The sequence below is a fragment of the Paenibacillus sp. RC21 genome (assembly GCF_044907935.1).
In the GTDB taxonomy this organism is placed as follows: domain Bacteria; phylum Bacillota; class Bacilli; order Paenibacillales; family Paenibacillaceae; genus Paenibacillus; species Paenibacillus terrae_A.
Map to the genome: position 1 here is coordinate 1 of NZ_JBIYCS010000002.1, position 16,784 is coordinate 16,784.

Here is a 16,784-nt window from a genome sequence, read left to right on the forward strand (position 1 = left end):
TCAAACGAGCTGCTGGCAAACTGCAGCATCCGGTCCGATCCGTCCACGCCCCATTGTTCCTGGAAAAATTGCCGGAGGTTGATGATTCCCCGGTGCTCTACCATGACCCCTTTGGGTTTCCCCGTGGAACCCGAGGTATAGATGATATAAGCCAAATCCGTCGGCTTGTTAACAGGCTCCAGATTGGCACGGTCTAGTTCTATATGCCTTAGGCTTTCGCCATCCAAATCCATGATCGGTCCGTGATAGGTGAGCTTGTCCCGGAGATGCTTTTGCGTCAGTAAAATGGACGCTCCGCTGTCCTCCAGCATATAGTGAATCCGTTCCTCCGGATAATTCGGATCTATCGGCAGGTAGGCTCCGCCCGCTTTGAGTGTTCCCAGGATGCCGATGACCATTTCCATGGAACGCTCCGCCATGATGGCGATGATATCATCTGGCTTCACTCCCCGCTCTCTCAAGACTGTAGCCAGCTGATTCGCCTGCTCGTTCAGCTCCCAGTAGGTCAGCGTTTGCTCTCCCCAGACTAAAGCCGGGTGATCTGCTCTTTGCTCCGCTCGTTTCTCAAACAACCCGTGGATCGTTTGATCCTTCGGATATTCCGCCTCCGTATGGTTAAAACCGCGAACTAGCGTACTCCTTTCTTCCTCTGGCACGATTTCGATTTGCGAAATAAGAGTTTCACTTTGCTCCATGACTTGAGCAAATAAATATTCAAAGTGGGAGATAACGTTCTCAATGGGGATGAATCTTTCAAAAGCCTGTATCTGATAGTCAAAATTAACGGCTACATCCGCTTCACCTTCTTGTCCCCATATCAGGAGATTGAGTGCATTTCTTTCATGATGATGCGGCATACTTACAATCCGGCTTGCTGCGCCGATCAATGCTTCTCTCGTTTCCTGTTCTTCGAAAGAAAGCGATATATCAAACAGTTTGCCTTTCTCATTGCTATTCTCGTAAACCGCCCGGTAAATTTCACCGAAAGACATTTTCTGATGTCGATAGCATTGCATAAGCTCACGTTTGATGCTCTTAATCAGTTCTTTGAAGCTTATATCTTTCTCGGGGCTGATCCGCAGCGGCAGCACGTTGGCGAAATGTCCCATAGTCTGCTTATATTTCGCTTTGCTCCGATTAAAAACCGGGACGCCGATCACCATTTCGGTCCGATTGCAAATCTTGCTGAAATACAGGAACAGTATGCCTAAAAAATAGTGGAACGACGAGCATCCTTCCTCTTTGCAAAATTCAATCATTTGATTGTATAACGCCTTGTTTATAGTTAAGGTTCGCCGAGCACTCCAAACGGAATCACCGTCACCATCATCGATATCCATGCCTCTGCTAAACAGAGGCTCGGGAATGGTCAGATATTTGTTCTGCCAGAACGCCCTGTCTTTTAAAAAGGCCGGAGAATTCAGATAATTCTGATTATCGGAAATAAAATCAGCATAGGAATAGACCGTTCTGTTCATTTCGCCAATTCCTTGCACCAATTTATTGTAATTGTCAAACATTTGACTGATTAAGAGAGCAAATCCCCATCCGTCGATCACCAAATGATGAACTTTAAGTAAAATGAAGTATGTGTTCGGGGCACCTTTCAACAAAACAAATTGAAAATAGCAGTCCTCTGGTTGAAAAGGTTTTAAAAACTCATTTTTCATCCAGTTGATGCAAAAAGAGTTTGGGTTTTCCTTCACCGAGAAATCATGAAACGGAACTTCATAGTCAGCTTCCGGCAGAAATGTTAAATAAGGCTCTCCCTTTTTATCAATAAAACGGGCACTCAGAGAATCATTTTGTCTGATTAACAACTGCATGGACTGGCTAATGATAGCGGTATTCAGGTTTCCTTTAACCTCAACATACCCACCAATATTGTAAATGGGCTTCCCAGGGTACATGCACTGTTCGAACCATATATCTTTCTGATAGGAACTTAACGGATACTCCTTGACACTTATTACGCTCGTTTGCATAAAATTCCCTCCTGTTGTTAATCATTTCATGCGTTCTACTCCGTATGCCCAGTCATTTCCCGCTACAAATAAAAGAAGCCTGTTCCCATATAAAAGCACAGGAACAGACAGCAGACTTCACCCGGTTGTGCCAAAAAAAGTAAGTATGATCTGTCGCTGTATCCACACCTTTAGGTTCCTTAGCACCAAAATGCAGCAAGCTTTGTTATCAGTTCGGTTGAATTTTCGAAACGTTTTATTTTTATAAATATTCACAATACGTTGTTAGATGCTGATTAAAACATTATATCGAGCCACTAAATTCCTCTCATCCCCCCCCCTCCCAAGATTCAGAGATACCAACCTGCACAACTTTAGCGGCTTAGCTTTTCTAAATGATGGATATGTGATCCGCCTAGTATACACCCTAATATTGATACATATATCAAATTAATTGTACAATATGAAAAATATCTCATTTTGTCAATTAGTTCTAAGTATTTAATATCTGTGTTTTCACAAGCGACATTCTATGAGGTTACGACAAAAATGACGTTCCAAAGCTTCTCTCGCATTCGACGTTTCGCCGAAATATAGCGACGTGAGTGTACACGGGGAGTGACTGACAGTTGGAGTGTAACTTCGGAAGAGTAAAACGTGCCTTTTCCAACATTTTTAGGAGAAAGCCAAAATCAAACCAGGAAAACAAAAGGGACCCCTCCACAACTGATTAAGAACAGGTAAGCTTACTGCGGAGGATATATCCAAGGGCTAACGATTACTTCGATCTCAGCACCTGGTTGGAAACGTGGCTGACCATCTCAATCTCACCGGCTGTCAAGGTAAACTGCATCGCCTTCACATTTTCCTCGGCATGATGTACTTTTGAAGCCCCAGGTATCGCAAATACGTTCTCTCCATGAGCGTTAATCAGCCAATTCAGGGCAATCTGCGTTGGCGTCACATTATATTGTTGAGCCAGCTGTTCCAATGTTTCAATCAGCGGCTTCGATCTCCGCAGCCCCGAATCCCGGAATGCCGCTGTCCACTTGCGCGGGCCCTTGATCGACTTGACCAGAGAAGGATTTTTATGGAATTTTCCACTTAAGATCCCCTGCATTAACGGAGAGTATGCGATGATTGCCACGCCGAGCTCTTTGGCCGTATCCAGAATTCCGTTCTGTTCGATTCTCCGGTCGAGTAGGCTGTATTTCACTTGATTCGAAACTAGGCGAAGGCCGTGCTCACGCAGCACACGATCAGATTCACGTATTTGTTGCGCGGAAAAGTTGCTTACGCCCACATATTTAATCTTTCCTTGCCCAACCAGTTTAGCCATCGCATTCATCACGGCGCCAACCGAAGCAAAGGAGTAAGGCGAATGCACCTGGTAGAGGTGAATTGTCCGTTGATCCAAATGGCGAATACGTTCATCAATCGTTGCTGTGATACTGCCTGCGGTGCGAAAGGCCGGCCACCATTTCGTAGCGATATTCGCCTGTTCTGCGAGCGGTCCTCCGATCTCATTCAGCGTGCCCGCCAGTAGCTGTTCAGACTGTCCGCCACCGTATGCTTCAGCGGTATCAAACCAATTAATTCCACCTTCTAAACTGGTCTGTACGATTTGCCGTATATCCTCCCGCCGCAGCACCGGCCAGAATTTCCCGACTATCCCTTTTCCATTGCTGAACTGCCAGCACCCAAGCCCAAGCGGTGACAGCTTTAAATCCGAGTTGCCCAGCTTGCGTAATTGCAGTGAGCCTGCTACATTTACCGTTTTCTCTTCCACGATCCTTCCATCATCTCCTTTAAAAAAGTTTTCATGTGAAGCGATCGCGTTCACGTTTTAAACACATAACACAACTTTACTTCCTGATTTGCACAGTCCGCTAAGGGAAGTTTTTTGAACGCTATGCATAGAGTTCGCTTTATAAACTACCTAGAAAAAATACTTTTGCATAACCCTTATTTGTTTTATCGGTTGGAAGCTTACAAATGTTTAATAAAATGTTATACAAGCATCTGTTATGGGGAATTTTGGGGTACGGAACATAAAAAAAGATGACTCCTGATGAATTCAGAAATCATCTGATGACAGCTAAAAAGGCCTTCTTTTTCAATCTGTCGAAAATCATACTCTGTACCTGTATCAGTTTTCCTCACGAACGCTAAGCTGCCCTGTACCTGGTTCATTCAGAACAATTCTTGCTTTGACGGTCGATTCATCTTTACGCTTAAAAGATAGCAGCTGTGTCTGCCCCTTCGTCAACAGAGACTTGAGCATCGTTTCCGTAATCTGCTTGCCAGCATATTCCTTCCAGACGACAAAGCCGCAGCCCTGCTTGTAGTTGCTGCATCCATATCCTTTGCGGCCTTCGATAATGCTCCCGCCACAATTCGACCGCGGGCAGCTGCCTAAAGCCTGCCTTTGGCCCGGCGAAGTGCCCGACGGCTCGGCGGACGAAGCTCGCGCTGCTCTCGCGCTTGAACTACTCCCAGCTGAACCCGATGCAGCCGCAGTACGCCCTCCTGCGCCCGATGGCACTTGCTCCAGTGACGATGCTCCGCCCGAGTTGTTGGTACGCCGTGACGGAGCGCGTGCAGCCCTTTGGGTGGTGATGCTTCCGCTTGCGCCTCCACTACGGGTGGCTCCCTTACTACCCGTACGCTTGCCCCTCGCTTCCTCGCCAAAAGCGTTTGCTGGAGCCGGTGGTTGCTGCCTCACCTTGTCAATAATGGATAACGTAAACTTTTTAACGTTATCCATAAACTTTTCCTGGGCAGCTTCTCCCTTGGAAATTTGATGCAGACGGCGTTCCCATTGTCCTGTCATCTCCGGCGAAGCTAGCAGGTCGACCCCCGCGTTGCGGATCAGGTCAATTGCCATTTTCCCCTTATCCGTAATGAGAATCTTTTTGCCTTTCATTTCAATGTAGCCGACCTTCTTCAAACGTTCAATGGTGGCGGCACGTGTCGCAGGTGTACCTAATCCAGCATCCTTCATGACCTCACGTAATTCCTCGTTCTCCATCTGCTTGCCTGCGCTCTCCATTGCTTTTAGCAATGTGCCCTCTGTGTAGCTTTTAGGCGGCTGTGTCACCTTTTCTTTCATCTCGGCGCGAATACAATCCACCGGACGGCCTGCATCAATCTCAAACTTTTTGTCCGTCCATTCGTCTGTTTCCTCTTCTTCCTCTTTCTTCGGTGCTTTGCTCTTTTTGCCTTTATCCTGATCAGCCTTGCTCAAAACTACTTTCCAGCCCAAGGACAGAAGCTCCTTAATGCTTGTTTTGAACAAATGCTTGTCCACTTGGGTCATCACAGTATGCATTTTATATTCGGCAGGCGGGAAGAAATGTGACAAAAACCTGCGGATTATCAGGTCATATACATTTTGTTCCTCCTTGCTGAGCGTTCCCGGTCTTTTCAGCGTAGGCAATATAGCATGGTGATCCTCAACACGGGCTGGATTGCAGACAGCTTTATTCTGTTTATGGACCAAATTGGGGTTCGCTTGCTGTACCAGATCAGCATAAGGACCTGTGCCCAGCATACGAAGCGCCTTGTGCATGCCGTCTATATTTTGCTCCGTTACATAGTTGGAATTGGTACGCGGATAGGAAATGACCTTATGCCGCTCATAGAGCGCTTGTGCAACATCCAGCGTTTTTTTGGCTGAATAACTATACTTGGCATTCGCCTCACGTTGAAGCAGTGTCAAATCGTACAGCTTGAAAGGATATTCCTTCGTCTGCTTCACATCATATTTTGTGATTTCACCTGTTTTTCCGCGAACTGCCGCTGCTATCGCCTCAGCTTCTTCCGGCTTGGTCAGCCGATCTCCTTGCCACGCACCTTTATACTTGGTTTGATCTTGCTTAAACTCTGCCCACACGTCATAAAAGGTTTGAGACTGAAACGCCTCAATTTCCTTTTCCCGGTCATGAATCAATGCCAGTACAGGAGTCTGCACCCGTCCGACCGACAGTAACGCGTTATGCCGTGTTGTAAAGGCTCTGGAAGCATTCATACCGATCAACCAGTCTGCTTCACTTCGTGCCCGCGCAGCCTGAGTTAGAAACTCAAACTCCGATGCATCTCGCAAGCGTTCAAAGCCTACTGCAATACTCTCCGCCGTTAAATCTGAGATCCATAGTCGCTTGACCGGCTGACGCAGCTTTAACTGCTGTTGAATCAAGGCAAAAATATATTGCCCCTCTCGCCCCGCATCACAAGCATTCACGATTGCATTACAGCGTTTGGCCAGCTCACCAATTATTTTCAGCTGATCTTTTGTTTTCGGATTCGGTACAATTTTAAACTGCTCGGGGATAATGGGAAGATCTTTAATATTCCAGCGTTTGTATTTGGCATCGTATGCATCCGGCTCAGCGAGACCCAGCAAATGACCGATCGCCCAAGTTACAATGTATTTCTCCCCCTCCAGATAGGTACGGTTATTTTTGGCCCTCGGCTCCATAACAGCCGCAATAGTGCGTCCCATATCCGGTTTTTCAGCAATAATTAACGTCTTCATTCATATTCCATTCCTTCCTGACGGCCTTCTGCTTCCCTTCCCTGACTCACACGTAATAAACGAAAGGTAAATGAAATACAGGCAGGGCCTCATGCAAAAGGAGCCTTCTCCCGGCGAAAGCTCCTTTGTCCATTCACTTGGTCTAGCGCTCCAACAATATACGTGTATTATACCATAGATACCATCATTCTCTCAGGTGATGATTTACGAAACCTTGTAACGTTAATAGTTACTGTCATTATCTATAAGGTCTATGTAAGAGCTATAAAGGATGATGTTTTAAATGAATTTTCATCTAAAATCACTCCCCACATAACCACGAGAGTTATATTTATGTGATTATATATAACACATAAAACGTTTTTTTGATTATTTCCGCAAAATAATTTCATTGTTCAATAAAAAAGCTACACTTCATTCCTGTTATATGTTATGATCGCTGTATAAAACAGACTTAGAGATTTGGAAAATATTTTATAAGTCATATTATATAACATTAAATTCACAATCCTTTACATACAATGATAACAAATAATGTTTTAGAAAAATCTCGTAATTCAATGGTTATCCATTCGCATTTTACAAACCTGAGCACGCTAGTCCTTTAAACGCAACAAAGCCCCATCCGAGGATGGAGCTTTGACTGGATAACTTATATTTACACCAAAACGGTAGCGCCCATCAGGTATTTATCGACCTCACGTGCGGCTTCCCGACCTTCATTAATGGCCCACACAACAAGGCTTTGCCCGCGGCGCATATCACCAGCAGCAAAAACCTTATCTACATTCGTAACATATTTCCCGTAACGTGCTTTAACATTGGAACGACGATCAGTTTCCAAACCAATTTGCTCAACAATCGTTTGCTCAGGACCGTCGAATCCAATAGCAATGAGAGCAATCTGTGCCGGGAATACACGCTCCGTACCCGGAACCGGCTGATAGATTTTACGCCCCGTTTCATCGACAATACGCTGAATTTGAATCGTGTGTAGCTCTTTCAAATTACCGTTCTCATCACCTACAAACTTCGTTGTCATGATGGAGAACTCACGCGGATCTTCCCCGAATATCGCCTTCGCTTCCTGCTGTGCATAATCGAGAGAGTACACGTTTGGAAATTGTGGCCAAGGATTGGCAATTGGGTCACGTTCCAAAGGAGCTTTGGCATGTGTGCCAAATTGAGTGACGCTTCGACAGCCATGACGTAAAGAAGTAGCTACACAATCCGAACCTGTGTCACCACCACCGATCACAATAACATCCTTACCTTGAGAGGACAAATAGTTGCCATCTTCCAGATTGGAATCCAGGTAGCTCTTGATGGTACCATTCAAATAATCCATCGCATAATGAACGCCATTCAAATCGCTACCTTCAATATTGAATTCTCTCGGCTTCGTAGAGCCACCGCACAGTACAACCGCATCATACTCAGCAATCAGCTGATCGGTAGGAATATCCTTTCCGATCTCTGTATTCGTAATGAACTGAATGCCCTCCGCCTCCAGTAAATCCACACGACGCTGAACAACCTTTTTGTCCAGCTTCATGGAAGGGATGCCATACATCAGCAGCCCGCCAACACGATCCGCACGCTCATACACGGTTACGCTGTGTCCTGCTTTGTTAAGCTGCGCAGCAGCAGCCAGTCCTGCGGGACCCGAGCCGACAATAGCTACCCGTCTGCCTGTACGCTTTTCAGGCGGATTAGGGACAATCCAGCCTTCCTCAAAGCCTTTTTCGATAATAGCTTCCTCAATCGTCTTAATCGTAACAGATTGCCCGATCAGGCCGACCGTACAGGAGCCTTCACAAGGAGCAGGACAGACACGCCCAGTAAATTCCGGGAAATTATTTGTTTTGTGTAGCCGATCCAGTGCTTCCTTCCACAAACCGCGATATACGAGATTGTTCCATTCTGGAATAAGATTATGAACCGGGCAGCCCAAAGTCGCCCCCATAATGTCCATTCCCGTATGACAATAAGGAGTTCCGCAGTCCATACAACGTGCCCCTTGGGTACGCAGCTCTTCTTCGGACATATGCTTATGGAATTCTTCCCAATCCTTAATACGCTCTGCCGGATCCCGATCTGTAGGAAGCTGTCGTGTGTATTCCATAAATCCAGTTGGTGTAGACATGTTACGTTCCCCCATCTCTTCGCTTATGAACCCCGTTCATCCATTCAGAATTTGAGCTAAATTCGAATTTGTCTGTTTGTATCATGAAAGGGTCTATTCTCGTTGAATTTGATTTATTGTATCACAATACAGCACAAAAGTAATGAAAACTTATGCAACTTTCTGCATCAACAGCCAAAAGGATTTTTTATATGGTTCATTAATTTTTCAAATGAGCGAGGTCAAATGTATCCAATCTTACTTCGTCCTCTCGTAAACGACAAAACGGTAGTCGTACGGGTTTCTTTCATCCTTGACACCGGGAGTTTCACTGACTACATTCCAGCCGTTCCAATCCAGCTCAGGAAAAGTCGTATCTCCCTCGAAATTCTCATCAATTCTGGTAACGATTAGCCGATCAGCATGTGTCCAGAACAGTGAATAAATCTCTGCGCCGCCGATGATCATCAGTTCTCCCTGCGCCGCCAATTGGAGACCTGCTTCCAGAGAATGGATCACTTCTGCGCCCTCCGCCAGATAGCTCTGATCGCGGGTCAAAATAACGTTACGCCGTATAGGCAGGCTTTTTCCACCAAAGGATTCCCATGTCTTGCGCCCCATGAGTACGGTTTTACCGATGGTCTGCTCCTTGAAAAATGTCATATCTCTCGGCAGGCGCCAAGGAAGACTGTTATCCCGGCCAATGACGCCGTTTTGTGCCATAGCCCATATCATCGAAATGCTCATAACTCACAGCTCCCCCAAATCAGATAGCGACAGGCGCCTTGATACCCGGATGATATTCATAGTTCTCAAAAGCAAAGTCCTCGTACGTATAATCAAATATCGAATCCGGTTTACGAAGGATTTTGAGCTGAGGCAATGGATAAGGATCACGCTCTAGCTGCGTATGCACTTGTTGCATATGATTTGAATAAATATGCACATCGCCGCCTGACCAAATGAATTCGCCTGGCTCCAAACCACACTGCTGTGCAACCATATGCGTTAGCAATGCATAACTGGCGATATTGAAAGGAAGGCCAAGGAAGGTATCGACTGAGCGCATGGTCAGCATGCAGGAAAGCTTCCCTCCGGCCACATAAAACTGAAATACGAAATGGCATGGCGGGAGCTTCATTGAATCGATTTCAGCCACATTCCAGGCACTGACGATATGTCGTCGGGAATCCGGGTTGTTTTTAATCGCTTCAATGACATTTGTAATCTGGTCGATATGTTGTCCGTCTGTTGTTTCCCACGCACGCCATTGTGAGCCATACACAGGGCCCAGATTCCCCTGCTCATCTGCCCATTCGTCCCAAATGGTAACCCCGTTCTCTTTGAGGTAAGAAATGTTAGTATCTCCCCGCAAGAACCACAGCAACTCATGGATAACGGATTTCAAATGTACTCTTTTAGTTGTCATCAAGGGAAAGCCCTTGGCCAGATCAAAGCGGAGCTGTCTTCCGAAAACAGAAAGTGTTCCCGTCCCTGTACGGTCCTCTTTTTTCACTCCATTCTCCAATATATCCTCCAGCAGTTCCAAGTAATTGCGCACTTTATTTCTCTCCTTTAAGCATGAATAAACACCAGTATTCATAAAATCTGGACGTAACTGAACGTAAAACCGTTTCACGTTAACGAACAGCATCCAGTATTCCAAAGCCCGCAGCGTCAAATTCTAATCTAGAAAAGACCTGCTATTCTGCACCCATATCTATATTTAGTTTATCATGGACTACGTATTATTGACTATCCACTGTGTGAATTTTCATCGTCGTCCTGAAAATCCTAAAATATGAAAAAAAGAGGCAAAGAACGCAGATATAGCGCTCCTTGCCTCTCTTTCCATGTATGAAAATCAAAAACAAGATAATGAATTGGGATTAGCGACGTGGTGCCAATGCATGGATCGGATGACCCAGCACGACTTCCGCTGCTTCCATAACGATTTCGCCCAATGTAGGGTGAGCATGAATAGTCAAGGAGATATCTTCGAGTGTAGCACCCATTTCAATCGCCAGACCCAGCTCAGCAATAAGGTTGGAAGCTTCCAGACCTACGATTTGCGTACCCAGTACCAGACCTGTGTCTGCGTCAGCTACGATTTTAACAAAGCCTTCAGTAGCGTTCAGGGAAACGGCACGACCGTTTGCTCCATAAGAGAACTTGCCAACTTTGACATTGTGGCCTTTTTCTTTGGCTTGTGTCTCAGTGTAGCCTACGCTGGAGCATTCTGGATCTGTGAAAACAACAGCCGGAATACATTTGTAGTCTACTACAGACGGTTCGCCTGCGATCGCTTCAGCAGCCACTTTACCTTCGTAAGAAGCTTTGTGAGCCAGAGCAAGACCAGCAACGATATCGCCGATTGCAAAGATATGAGGAATGCTAGTGCGTCCTTGGTGGTCAACTTTCACCAGTCCGCGCTCATCCAGTTCTACACCGATCATATCCAGACCCAGTTCACCGTCCGTGTTTGGACGACGTCCAACGGTCACAAGCAGGTAATCAGCAGTTACTTTTTTGCTTTCGCCGTTAACGGAGAATTTCACCGTTACGTCTTTATCTGTTTGCTCTGCACTTTCCGCTTTAGCGCCAGTGAAGATTTCAATACCAGTTTTCTTCATGCTCTTCGCTACGATCGAAGTCATATCCTTGTCGAAGCCAGGAAGAACGGTATCCATACCTTCAATGATTGTTACTTTGGAACCGAATTTGGAGTACATTTGTCCAAGCTCTGCACCAATGTATCCACCGCCAATTACGATCAGGCTTTTTGGAATTTCAGGCAGGTTCAACGCTTCTGTAGAAGACAGAATACGTCCGCCGAATGGGAATGGTTTCAATTCGATTGGACGGGAACCTGTTGCGATAATCGCATTTTTAAAACGGTAGCGTGGTGATTCATGTTCGTTGAATACACGCGCTTCGTTTTCGTTGATGAACATGCACTCACCATTGAAAACTTCAACTTTGTTGCCTTTGAGCAGACCGCTTACGCCGCCAGTCATTTTCTTAACAACACTGTTTTTGAATTCTTGTGTTTTAGCAAAGTCAACTTTTACGTTCTCAGCAGTAATACCAAAAGACTCGCCGTGTTGGGCAGCTTCGTATTGATGAGCTGCAGAGATCAAAGCTTTGGAAGGAATACATCCACGGTTCAAACAGACACCGCCCAACTCCGATTGGTCAACGATCAATACGCTTTGTCCCAATTGTGCAGCACGGATAGCAGCTACATAGCCGCCAGGACCCGCACCGATAACCAATGTGTCAATATCCAGAGAAGCGTCTCCTACTACCATTGATTACACCTCCATAACAAGCAACTCAGGGTTAGCGAGCAGCTGTTTGATATAGTTCATGAAGTTTTGAGCAGTTGCACCGTCAATAATACGGTGGTCAAAGCTCAAGGAAAGAGCCATTACAGGAGCAGCAACAATTTCACCGTTTTTCACGACTGCTTTTTCACTGATACGGCCAGTTCCCAAGATCGCAACTTCAGGGAAGTTGATGATTGGAGTAAAGAACATACCGCCTGCGGAACCGATGTTAGAGATAGAAATTGTGCTTCCTCTCATCTCATTGGCAGCCAGTTTACCATCACGACCGCGTACAGCCAGATCACGAATGGAATCAGCGATCATCCAGATGCTTTTACGGTCAGCATCTTTAATTACAGGAACGATCAGACCATTGTCTGTATCTGTAGCGATACCGATGTTGTAGTATTTTTTGTAGACGATTTCGTTTGCTTCTTCGTCGATCGAGGCATTCAGAGCCGGGAATTGACGGGAAGCTGCAACCAATGCTTTTACGATGAATGGTAGGTATGTTACTTTCGTGCCTTTCTTCTCAGCTATTGGTTTCATACGAGTACGGAAAGCAACCAGCTCGGTTACGTCCACTTCGTCCATAATCGTAACGTGTGGAGCTGTGTAAGCCGATTTAACCATAGCGTTGGAAATCGCTTTGCGGATACCTTTAAATGGTACGCGATCTTCCTCAGCACGCGGATCTGCTGCTGGTGCAGATGGCGCTGCAGCTTTCGCTTCTTTTTTAGCTGGCTCTTGTGCTTTTGCAGTTTCTTTCGCTGCTGGTGCAGCCGCTTGGCCTCCACCATTTTTGAAGGCTTCTACATCTTCTTTAGTGATTTTACCATTTTTTCCAGATCCACTCACTTGAGCGATGTTTACACCTTGCTCACGTGCAAATTTGCGTACGCTAGGAGTAGCCAGCACGTCTTTGTTTGTTGCAGCAGGAGTTGCAGCTGGTTTTGTGTTAGCTCCGCCTTGTGCAGCATCCTGTTCTTGTTTAGCGGCAGCCGGTGCTTCTTCTTGTTCAGGAAGCTCACCCTCCGCAGCAATTACTGCCACAACTTGACCTACGTTAAAGATGTCTCCGTCTTTGGCAAATACTTCTTGAACCGTACCATTGACCGGACATGGAACTTCAACTACAGCCTTGTCATTTTGTACTTCCATGATGATATCTTCATCTGTTACTTTATCGCCGGGCTTGATGTGCATCTTGATGATTTCGCCTTCGTGAAGACCTTCACCTAGCTCTGGGAATTTATATTCAAATCTAGCTGTACCTGCAGCTCCGCCTTGTGCAGCAGCACTTGGCTCAGGGCTAACAGCTGGAGCTTCCGGTGCTTCTTCTTGTTCAGGAAGTTCACCTTCTGCATCGATTACAGCTACGACTTGACCTATGTTAAAGATGTCTCCGTCTTTGGCAAATACTTCTTGAACCGTACCATTGACCGGACATGGAACTTCAACTACAGCCTTGTCGTTTTGTACTTCCATGATGATATCTTCATCTGTTACTTTATCGCCGGGCTTGATGTGCATCTTGATGATTTCGCCTTCGTGAAGACCTTCACCCAGCTCCGGGAATTTATATTCAAATTTAGCCACGTTTAAAACCTCCCAAATTTACGGTGTGCTTTAATTAAAATTCCAGTACTTTATTAACCGCATCAATGATACGTGTTGGCGTTGGCAACCAAGTATCTTCAATTTGAGCAAAAGGATAAACGGTATCTGGACCTGCCACACGCAGAACGGGTGCTTCCAGATGCAGAATTGCTTTTTCATTAATTTGTGCAATCACTTCAGCAGCTACGCCAGAGCTCTTTTGCGCTTCTTGAACAACGATGGCACGATTTGTTTTTTGAATGGAAGCCACGATTGTATCAATGTCAATTGGGCTAACGGTACGCAGGTCAATAATTTCGACTTTAATACCTTTTGTTTTTTCCAGTTCATCAGCAGCTTTGACAGAAGTGTGTACCATCATACCGTAAGTGATGATTGTAACATCGGAACCTTCACGAACTACGTTCGCTTTACCCAGTTCAACTGTGTAATCATCCTCAGGAACTTCAGCGCGGAATGCATGGTACAAGTTCAAATGCTCCATGAAAAACACTGGATCGTTATCGCGAATAGCCGCGATCATCAGACCTTTTGCATCGTAAGGATTGGAAGGAACAACAACCTTGATACCAGGTGTTTGAGCCAAAAGTCCTTCCAGGGAATCTGTATGCAGCTCAGCCGCTTTAACCCCGCCGCCAAAAGGCGTACGGAATACGATTGGAGAATTGTAGCGTCCACCGGAACGGTAGCGCATACGGGATGCTTGAATTGCCATTTGGTCGAGTGCTTCAAAGATAAAGCCTACGAACTGGATTTCAGCTACAGGGCGGAATCCTTGGACACCCAGACCCACAGCAAGACCCCCGATTGCGGATTCCGCCAACGGAGTATCAAATACACGTTCTTCGCCAAACTCTTTTTGCAGACCTTCTGTTGCACGGAATACACCGCCTACATGACCTACATCTTCACCGAAAAGCAGGACGTTAGGGTCGCGTTTCAACTCTACGCGCAGTGCGTCACGAATCGCTTCTTTCATGTTCATTTGTGCCATTTGCTTCATTTCCTCCTTAAACATTGACAGATCAGTTTCAGTTCAGGTCCAATTGAAAGACAGACCGGATCGGGATGCCGCCCGGTCTCTCTGATTTATTTCAAGCTCAATTATTTAAAATCAGCTTTTTGTTCTTCCAGATGCTTAGGCGTAGATTCGAACATGCTGTCGATCAGACCGGAAATGGTCATTTTTTCTGTTTTCTCGGCTTTTTTGATCTCTTCGTTCACTTTCGCTTTAGCTTCTTCTTTTACGCGAGCTGTATCTTCTTCAGTCCAAAGACCTTTTTTCTCAAGATATTTCGCAAAACGGGCAATCGGATCTTTCGCATTCCATTCGCCCTCTTCTTCTTTCGAACGATACTTACTTGCATCGTCAGACAGGGAATGTGGACGGAAACGGTAAGTTACAGCTTCGATCAATGTCGCGCCTTCGCCGTTACGTCCGCGTTCAGCAGCTTCTTGAACAGCCTTGATAACTGCGAGTACGTCCATTCCGTCGATTTTCACGCCTTTGATACCGGCAGCAATCGCTTTGTGAGCGATCGAAAGAGCAGCCGTTTGCTTCGCAAATGGAGTTGTGATTGCGTAGCCATTGTTTTGCACAAAGAAAATAACTGGCAGCTTATATACACCAGCATAGTTCAGGCCTTCGTAGAAGTCACCTTCGGAAGAACCGCCGTCACCTGTATATGTAATGGCGACTTGTTTTTGTTTTTTCAGTTTGTATCCCATTGCAATACCCATAGCGTGCAAAATTTGCGCGCCGATGATGATTTGCGGCATCAATACATTAACACCGTCCGGCACTTGGCCACCATGTTGATGACCACGGGAATACAGGAATGCTTGATATAATGGCAGGCCATGCCAAACGATTTGCGGAATATCGCGGTAGCCTGGGGCAATAAAGTCTTCTTTTTGGAGTGCATATTCACTACCAATCATTGTTGCTTCTTGTCCGGATACCGGAGCGTAGAAGCCGAGACGTCCTTGACGACCCAAGTTAACGGCACGATCATCCCAAGTACGTGTAAATACCATGCGATACATAATTTCTTTCAACTGATCATCTGTAAGTTTAGGCAATTTATCTTTATTGATAATTTCACCATCCGGAGAAAGCACGGACAGAGCCTCAACTTCCTCTGTGTACACTTCATAAGGAACCTTGCTCATTTTCTTCACCTCAACAAAAAAATTTGAATATCAAGTTCCGCTGTTATAGGATTATTATACACCTGTTATATTGCTTGCGTCAAAGATTTAGTTATTTTTTTTGAGTTTGCCACATTTTTGTTTGTGTAACAGGGAACATTTTTTACTATAACAGATTAGTACATGATTGAAATTTTAAACATCTATTGCAATCAGGGTAATCTTAACTTATTGTGATCCCGAATGCAAAATTATACCCCAGAAAGGTGACAAATAATGACGGATTCCCGGTATTTGAAACGAACCATCCTAAAAGACGAAATAAACAGCCGCTTTCTTGGCGAAACCAGAACACTCCGTATTTATTTACCGCCCGGCTATAATGAAATTTTGAGCTATCCGGTCGTGTACTGTCAGGACGGAGAGGAATTTTTCAATTTTGGCCGTATAGCAACACAGGCAAACCGTCTCATTCTGGACGAAGGCGTTGAGCCTTTCATCATCGTCGGCGTTGAAGTCAACACGAAAATCAGAACTCAGGAGTATGCTCCCTTTGGCAATCGCTTTGAGGCGTACACCGCCTGTTTTGCAGAAGAGATTATTCCCTATGTGGAACAGAAGTATCCTATAAGAAGAGATGCATCGTCCCGGATTCTGGCTGGAGATTCACTGGGAGGCAGTGTGTCTCTGCATTTAGCCTTGCTATATCCCCAACTGTTCAATCGTATTATCAGCCTGTCCGGTGCTTACTATGAAGCTTCACAAGAAATTATCGCTCGTGAGCGTGATCTGTCCCATCTGCGAGTGTGGATGACGGTTGGTCTTCAGGAAGATGCATTTGAGAGCGACACCGGCATTTACAATTTTGTAGAGCTTAACCGCCAATGCGCTGATTTGCTGCGCGAGCGGAACGCCGAGGTTTCCTATCGAGAAAAGGACGGCAAGCATTTGTGGGGCTTTTGGCAAAATGAGCTGCCTGACGCGCTAATGTATTTTTTAGATCGCGCCTGAGTGAAGCTTTTCCAAAGCTACAGAGATTACCGGGGATTGGGCATTTG

11 protein-coding genes are annotated in these 16,784 nt (G+C 45.6%); 1 reads left to right on the top strand and 10 read right to left on the bottom strand.

Annotated features, from left to right (window positions below; translation table 11 throughout):
- The 10 genes from ABIA61_RS05155 to pdhA all read right to left on the bottom strand — a co-directional run.
- Positions 1-1,985: condensation domain-containing protein (locus tag ABIA61_RS05155; RefSeq protein WP_404580415.1), on the bottom strand; the 1,985-nt coding region annotated here is incomplete at its 3' end.
- 757 nt (positions 1,986-2,742) lie between these two features.
- The gene (locus tag ABIA61_RS05160; RefSeq protein ID WP_283652077.1) at positions 2,743-3,753 is read right to left on the bottom strand and encodes an aldo/keto reductase; all 1,011 of its coding nucleotides are present in this window, start codon (positions 3,751-3,753) and stop codon (positions 2,743-2,745) included.
- 360 nt (positions 3,754-4,113) lie between these two features.
- Entirely contained in the window at positions 4,114-6,501 is a 2,388-nt protein-coding gene (locus ABIA61_RS05165; protein WP_283652078.1) for a type IA DNA topoisomerase, read from the bottom strand.
- A gap of 658 nt (positions 6,502-7,159) precedes the next feature.
- Positions 7,160-8,647, bottom strand: a complete 1,488-nt coding sequence (locus ABIA61_RS05170) for a glutamate synthase subunit beta (RefSeq protein WP_404580416.1) — start codon at positions 8,645-8,647, stop codon at positions 7,160-7,162.
- Between the two features lie 237 nt (positions 8,648-8,884).
- On the bottom strand, positions 8,885-9,373 hold the full coding sequence (locus ABIA61_RS05175) for a dihydrofolate reductase (RefSeq protein WP_404580417.1): 489 nt from the start codon (positions 9,371-9,373) through the stop codon (positions 8,885-8,887).
- A gap of 19 nt (positions 9,374-9,392) precedes the next feature.
- The gene (thyA, locus tag ABIA61_RS05180; protein ID WP_283652081.1) at positions 9,393-10,187 is read right to left on the bottom strand and encodes a thymidylate synthase; all 795 of its coding nucleotides are present in this window, start codon (positions 10,185-10,187) and stop codon (positions 9,393-9,395) included.
- A gap of 328 nt (positions 10,188-10,515) precedes the next feature.
- Positions 10,516-11,937 (bottom strand): dihydrolipoyl dehydrogenase, encoded by a 1,422-nt coding sequence (lpdA, locus tag ABIA61_RS05185; protein ID WP_404580418.1) that lies wholly within the window; start codon positions 11,935-11,937, stop codon positions 10,516-10,518.
- A 3-nt stretch (positions 11,938-11,940) separates the two neighbouring features.
- Positions 11,941-13,554 carry a 2-oxo acid dehydrogenase subunit E2 gene (locus ABIA61_RS05190; RefSeq protein WP_404580420.1) on the bottom strand — a complete coding sequence of 538 codons (1,614 nt, stop codon included), beginning with the start codon at positions 13,552-13,554 and terminating at the stop codon, positions 11,941-11,943.
- Positions 13,555-13,588: 34 nt separating this feature from the next.
- A complete protein-coding gene (locus tag ABIA61_RS05195; RefSeq protein ID WP_342414548.1) occupies positions 13,589-14,569 on the bottom strand; it encodes an alpha-ketoacid dehydrogenase subunit beta in 981 nt (326 codons plus the stop codon).
- Between the two features lie 110 nt (positions 14,570-14,679).
- Entirely contained in the window at positions 14,680-15,747 is a 1,068-nt protein-coding gene (gene pdhA, locus ABIA61_RS05200) for a pyruvate dehydrogenase (acetyl-transferring) E1 component subunit alpha (RefSeq protein WP_404580421.1), read from the bottom strand.
- Positions 15,748-16,002: 255 nt separating this feature from the next.
- Here pdhA and ABIA61_RS05205 point away from each other — a divergent pair, with 255 nt between their 5' ends.
- Positions 16,003-16,737, top strand: a complete 735-nt coding sequence (locus ABIA61_RS05205; protein ID WP_044648253.1) for an alpha/beta hydrolase — start codon at positions 16,003-16,005, stop codon at positions 16,735-16,737.
- The last annotated feature ends 47 nt before the right edge of the window (positions 16,738-16,784 follow it).

Coding starts and splice junctions, on each gene's coding strand:
- ABIA61_RS05170 (WP_404580416.1), bottom strand. CDS start 8,647: ATGTCTACACCAACTGGATTTATGGAATACACACGACAGCTTCCTACA.
- ABIA61_RS05175 (WP_404580417.1), bottom strand. CDS start 9,373: ATGAGCATTTCGATGATATGGGCTATGGCACAAAACGGCGTCATTGGC.
- ABIA61_RS05205 (WP_044648253.1), top strand. CDS start 16,003: ATGACGGATTCCCGGTATTTGAAACGAACCATCCTAAAAGACGAAATA.
- ABIA61_RS05195 (WP_342414548.1), bottom strand. CDS start 14,569: ATGGCACAAATGAACATGAAAGAAGCGATTCGTGACGCACTGCGCGTA.
- lpdA (WP_404580418.1), bottom strand. CDS start 11,937: ATGGTAGTAGGAGACGCTTCTCTGGATATTGACACATTGGTTATCGGT.
- pdhA (WP_404580421.1), bottom strand. CDS start 15,747: ATGAGCAAGGTTCCTTATGAAGTGTACACAGAGGAAGTTGAGGCTCTG.
- ABIA61_RS05165 (WP_283652078.1), bottom strand. CDS start 6,501: ATGAAGACGTTAATTATTGCTGAAAAACCGGATATGGGACGCACTATT.